Genomic DNA, 4,564 nt, shown 5'->3' on the forward strand with positions numbered 1-4,564 from the left:
ACAGCGCCGCGAAGCAGTCCAGGGCCTCCATGCCGGTGCGTACGTCGCTCACGCTCAGGTCGGCGTACTCCGCGATCTCCGCCACGGTCGGCGCCCGCCCGGGAGTGGTCTGCGCCAGCTCCTTCGCGGCGCGCCGCACCCGGTTGCGCAGGTCCTGGACCCGGCGCGGGACGTGCAGCGTCCACATGTGGTCGCGGAAGTGCCGCTTGATCTCACCGGTGACCGTCGGCACGGCGTACGCCTCGAACGCGTAGCCGCGTGCCGGATCGTAGTGGTCGACGGCCTTGACCAGACCGAGCGCGGCCACCTGGTACAGGTCCTCCAGGGCCTCGCCGCGGCCGCGGAACCGGACCGCGATCCGCTCCGCCATGGGCAGCCAGACCTGGACCAGCTCGTCGCGCAGCGCCTTGCGCTCGGGCCCGTCGGGCAGGCCCGCGAGCCGTTCGAAGGCCTCGGCGGTGTCGGGCGCGTCGTCGTGGGGGTGCGGCTTGGTTCTGCCGGTGGTACGCATGCGCTGCGCCTCCCTCAGCAGGTGCTGGATGGACGGACACCACGGGAGGCGCGCGGCTCGGCCCGCGATGAGGAAGACGGGTCCGGCGCGCGGGCTCCCCAGGACGTGCCTCCGGTCCGAAGCACTGAAAAGCGGATTCCCGAAGTCGGCGATAGTCGGCGATTCCAAAAGATTCCGATAACGCGGTGAGCAATGCGGAGGCGGTATGCGTCCGCACGAATCTCAATTGTCGACCGAACTCCGAAGAGCTGCCACCGCAGTAATGCTGCGCATTTCAATGACTCGCCGAATGCCCTTGTTTTCGGGGCCGATCGGCGCCCGAATGCGGTCCGGACCCCGCGGCTTGACCGTCCCTTGGGGCCATTACCTCTGCTACAGAGGTAATCTCGGCGCGTGGACACACGCACGGGCACGGACGACGGTCACCGGGAGGGCTTTCCCGAGGAGCTGGCCGACGCGCTCGTCGGCGTCCAGCGGCTGATCCGGCGTCGGCTGCGCGCCGGGCTCACCGTGGCGCGGCTGCGCGGTGCCGAGGTCGAGCTGCTGCGGCTGGTCGAGGCCCGTCCGGGCATCGGCGTCTCGGAGGCGGCCAAGGAGCTGCACCTGGCGGACAACTCCGTCTCGACGCTGGTCAACCGGCTGGTCCGGGACGGACAGCTGGTCCGCGAGACCGACCCCGCCGACCGCCGGGCCGCCCGCCTGCTGCTGACCGGCGCGGCCGAGAGCCGTCTGCGGGACTGGCGGGAGCGGCGCGCCGCCCTCGTCCACCACCAGGTGGACCGGCTCGACGAGGCGGACCGCGAGGCGCTGCGCGCGGCGCTGCCCGCCCTGCGCCGCCTGGCCGAGAACCTGCGCGAGGAGGCCGACCGACCATGACCCGGAACAGCACCGGAAGCCCCGGCGGCGAGGCCCCCGGCCCCGTCGTCGACGCCGTCACCTGCTCGGACCTGGCGTACTCCTTCGGCGGGACCCGGGCCGTCGACGGCCTGGAGCTGGCCGTGCGGCCCGGTGAGGTGTTCGGGCTGCTCGGACCGAACGGCGCCGGCAAGACCACCGCGATCCGCTGCATCACCACCCTCCTGCCGGTCCCCGCCGGCATGGTCCGCGTCTTCGGCCACGACGCCGCCGGCGACCGCATGGCGGTGCGCCGCCTGCTGGGCTACGTCCCCCAGCAGCTGTCCGCCGACGCCGCGCTCACCGGCCGCGAGAACGTGACCCTGTTCGCCCGCGTCTTCGACGTGCCGCGCCGCGAACGCGCCGCCCGCGTGGCCCAGGCCCTGGCCGCCGTAGGCCTCACCGATGCCGCCGACCGGCCGGCGAACACGTACTCGGGAGGCATGGTGCGGCGCCTGGAGCTGGCCCAGGCGCTGGTCAGCGCCCCCCGCCTGCTGATCCTCGACGAGCCGACCATCGGTCTGGACCCGATCGCCCGTACGGGGGTGTGGGAGCACATCAACGCGGTCCGCGCCGCCACCGGGATGACCGTGCTGGTCACCACGCACTACATGGACGAGGCCGACCGGTACTGCGACCGGGTGGGACTCATGCACCGGGGCCGCATCCGCGCCCTCGGCACCCCGGCCGAACTGCGGCGCGGGCTCGGCGAGCGCCGCCGCGCGGAGGGCGGGGCGGCCACGGACGCGCCGCCCACGCTGGAGGACGTCTTCCGCGACGTGGCGGGCAGCGGCCTCGACGACACCTCAGGAGACTTCCGCGATGTCCGAAGCACCCGCCGCACCGCCCACCGCGTCGGCTGACCCCGGCCCGGACGGCGGCATCGGCCTCCTCGTACGCCCGCCGTTGCCCCGCGCGGGATGGCGGCTGCTGCCCGCGCGGGTCGTCGCCATGTGCGCGGTGGAACTGCAGAAGCTCCGCCACGACCGCACCGAGCTCTACACCCGGGCCGTCCAGCCCGCCCTCTGGCTGCTGATCTTCGGCCAGACCTTCACCCGCATCCGGGCGATCCCCACCGGCGGCATCCCGTACATCGACTTCATGGCGCCCGGCATCATCGCCCAGTCCGCGATGTTCATCGCCATCTTCTACGGCATCCAGATCATCTGGGAGCGCGACGCCGGCGTACTGAACAAGCTGCTGGTCACGCCGACCCCGCGCTCGGCCCTGGTCACCGGCAAGGCGTTCGCGGCCGGGGTGAAGTCGCTGATCCAGGCGCTCGTCGTCATCGTGATCGCCGCACTGCTGGGCGTCGCGCTGACGTGGAACCCACTGCGGCTGCTCGGCGTGGCCGCGGCCGTGATCCTCGGCTCGGCGTTCTTCTCCTGCCTTTCGATGACCATCGCCGGGATCGTGCTCAGCCGCGACCGCCTCATGGGCATCGGACAGGCGATCACCATGCCCCTGTTCTTCGGCTCCAACGCCCTGTACCCGGTGGCCGTCATGCCCGGCTGGCTGCAGGCCGTCAGCCGGGCCAACCCGCTCAGCTACCAGGTCGACGCCCTGCGCGGACTACTCCTGGGCACTCCCGCGCACCTCGCCGCCGACTTCGCCGTCCTCGTCGTGGCCGGCGCCCTCGGGATCGCCGCCGCCTCCCGGCTGCTCGGCCGGCTGGCCCGCTGACGGCGGCCGCCGGGGCCGCCGGGGCGAAACCGGCCGTCCGGTCCGCCCGCCGGGCGCGCACGGACGTGATGTGCGGCACGCCCGCGGCGATCGCCGTGACGGCCCGTCGCGGGATTTCTCCAGCGCACGGCTTGATCACCGATCAAAGGGGGCGAATTCCCTGGCCACGGCGCATTACGCGCATTTGACAGTGTGCTCGGCGCACAGATAGGAAGCAGCTCTTGGAAGTCGAGAGGTGCACCGTGTACGAGCCCAACGTGGTCGGGGACTGGCAGGAGTACGACGAGCATGCCGGTCTGCGGGTCCGCGTCCATCGTCTGGAGCAGGCCGAGCCGCCGCGCGGACGCGACGACGCCGCCGAGGGGCTGACGTACTTCCGGCTGCGGGTCACCGTCGAGAACCGCGGCACCCGGCACTTCGGCATCCATCTCGAGGACGGCCAGATCGACGTGCGGATCGGCCCCGACGGGGAGGGCGCCTTCGTCGACTGGCGCAACTCGCAGTTCGTCGAGGGCTTCGACGTCCACCCGCTGCGCCGGGTCACCGCCGTGCTGTACGCCGCCGGACCCGAGGCCGCCCTGTCGCAGATCGACGTCCAGGTGCAGCTGCGCGTCGACGACGAGTGGTGCGACCGCCGGCTGTGGACCGGCGGCATCGGCGCGCACGAGGACGCCGTCGGGGCGGGCGCCCCCTGCCCGGGCGCCCCGGGCGGCCTGGCCCACCAGATCAGCAACTACCTACGAGACCAGGCCGAACAGGGCCCCACAAACTAACTGACCACCCGCACCGCGGAGCGCCCCCGGCGACGGACTGCGGTACGACGCACCCCTGACCGGACGCGCCACGACGCACCCTAGACCGGGCGCGCCACGGCGCACCGCGGGCCGGCCGGGCGCGGCACAGCCCACCACCGGCCCGGCGCGCTACGAAGAACCGCCGGACGGCCGTGCGCGCCGCCTCAGTGTGGGATGCCGTCGATGATTTCGCGGGCGCCCTGGCGCAGCAGGGACACGGCCACCGAGGTGCCGAGCGTGGCCGCGTCCAGACGGCCGGCCCACTCGTGGGCGTTCAGCCGGGTCTTGCCGTCGGGGGTGAAGACGCAGGCCCGCAGGGAGAGTTCGCCGCCGCGGTCCACGCGCGCGTATCCCGCGATCGGGCTGTTGCAGTGGCCCTGCAGCACGTGCAGGAACATGCGTTCCGCGGTGGCCTCGCGGTAGGTGTCGCGGTCGCCGAGCGCGGAGACGGCCTCGATCAGCTCGGTGTCGCCCTCGCGGCACTGCAGGGCGAGGATGCCCGCGCCGATCGGCGGCATCATCGTCTCCGGGGACAGCACCTCACTGATCATGTCCTGCCGTCCGATGCGCTCCAGGCCGGAGACCGCGAGCAGCAGCGCGTCGGCCTCGCCGGCGGCGAGCTTCTCCAGCCTCCGGTTGGCGTTGCCGCGGAAGGGCACGCACCGCAGGTGCGGGTGGGTCG

Annotated in this window: 5 protein-coding genes and 1 pseudogene; 4 read left to right on the forward strand and 2 right to left on the reverse strand. The window is 72.9% G+C overall.

Annotation, left to right across the window (positions count from 1 at the left end; genetic code table 11):
* On the reverse strand, positions 1–511 hold a 511-nt coding region (locus IE249_RS38155; RefSeq protein WP_229859035.1), incomplete at its 3' end, for a sigma-70 family RNA polymerase sigma factor.
* A gap of 393 nt (positions 512–904) precedes the next feature.
* Between IE249_RS38155 and IE249_RS22685 the strand changes: the two genes are divergently transcribed.
* The 4 genes from IE249_RS22685 (at position 905) to IE249_RS22700 (ending at position 3,861) form a co-directional block, all read left to right on the forward strand.
* Positions 905–1,387 (forward strand): MarR family winged helix-turn-helix transcriptional regulator, encoded by a 483-nt coding sequence (locus IE249_RS22685; RefSeq protein WP_189707330.1) that lies wholly within the window; start codon positions 905–907, stop codon positions 1,385–1,387.
* Positions 1,384–2,268 carry an ABC transporter ATP-binding protein gene (locus IE249_RS22690; RefSeq protein WP_189707332.1) on the forward strand — a complete coding sequence of 295 codons (885 nt, stop codon included), beginning with the start codon at positions 1,384–1,386 and terminating at the stop codon, positions 2,266–2,268. The genes IE249_RS22685 and IE249_RS22690 overlap by 4 nt, the downstream gene beginning before the upstream one ends.
* The gene (locus IE249_RS22695) at positions 2,228–3,088 is read left to right on the forward strand and encodes an ABC transporter permease (RefSeq protein WP_189707334.1); all 861 of its coding nucleotides are present in this window, start codon (positions 2,228–2,230) and stop codon (positions 3,086–3,088) included. Before IE249_RS22690 ends, IE249_RS22695 begins: the two co-directional genes overlap by 41 nt.
* Positions 3,089–3,330: 242 nt before the next feature.
* A complete protein-coding gene (locus tag IE249_RS22700; RefSeq protein ID WP_189707604.1) occupies positions 3,331–3,861 on the forward strand; it encodes a hypothetical protein in 531 nt (176 codons plus the stop codon).
* Between the two features lie 185 nt (positions 3,862–4,046).
* Here the strand turns inward: IE249_RS22700 and IE249_RS38160 are convergent.
* A pseudogene (locus IE249_RS38160) lies at positions 4,047–4,564 on the reverse strand (hydroxymethylbilane synthase); the annotation flags it as partial.

This window comes from Streptomyces anandii JCM 4720 (assembly GCF_014650655.1).
Lineage (GTDB): Bacteria > Actinomycetota > Actinomycetes > Streptomycetales > Streptomycetaceae > Streptomyces > Streptomyces anandii.

Excerpts from the sequence above, each read along its gene's own strand:
- IE249_RS22690 (WP_189707332.1), top strand. The coding sequence starts at position 1,384 with ATGACCCGGAACAGCACCGGAAGCCCCGGCGGCGAGGCCCCCGGCCCC.
- IE249_RS22695 (WP_189707334.1), top strand. The coding sequence starts at position 2,228 with ATGTCCGAAGCACCCGCCGCACCGCCCACCGCGTCGGCTGACCCCGGC.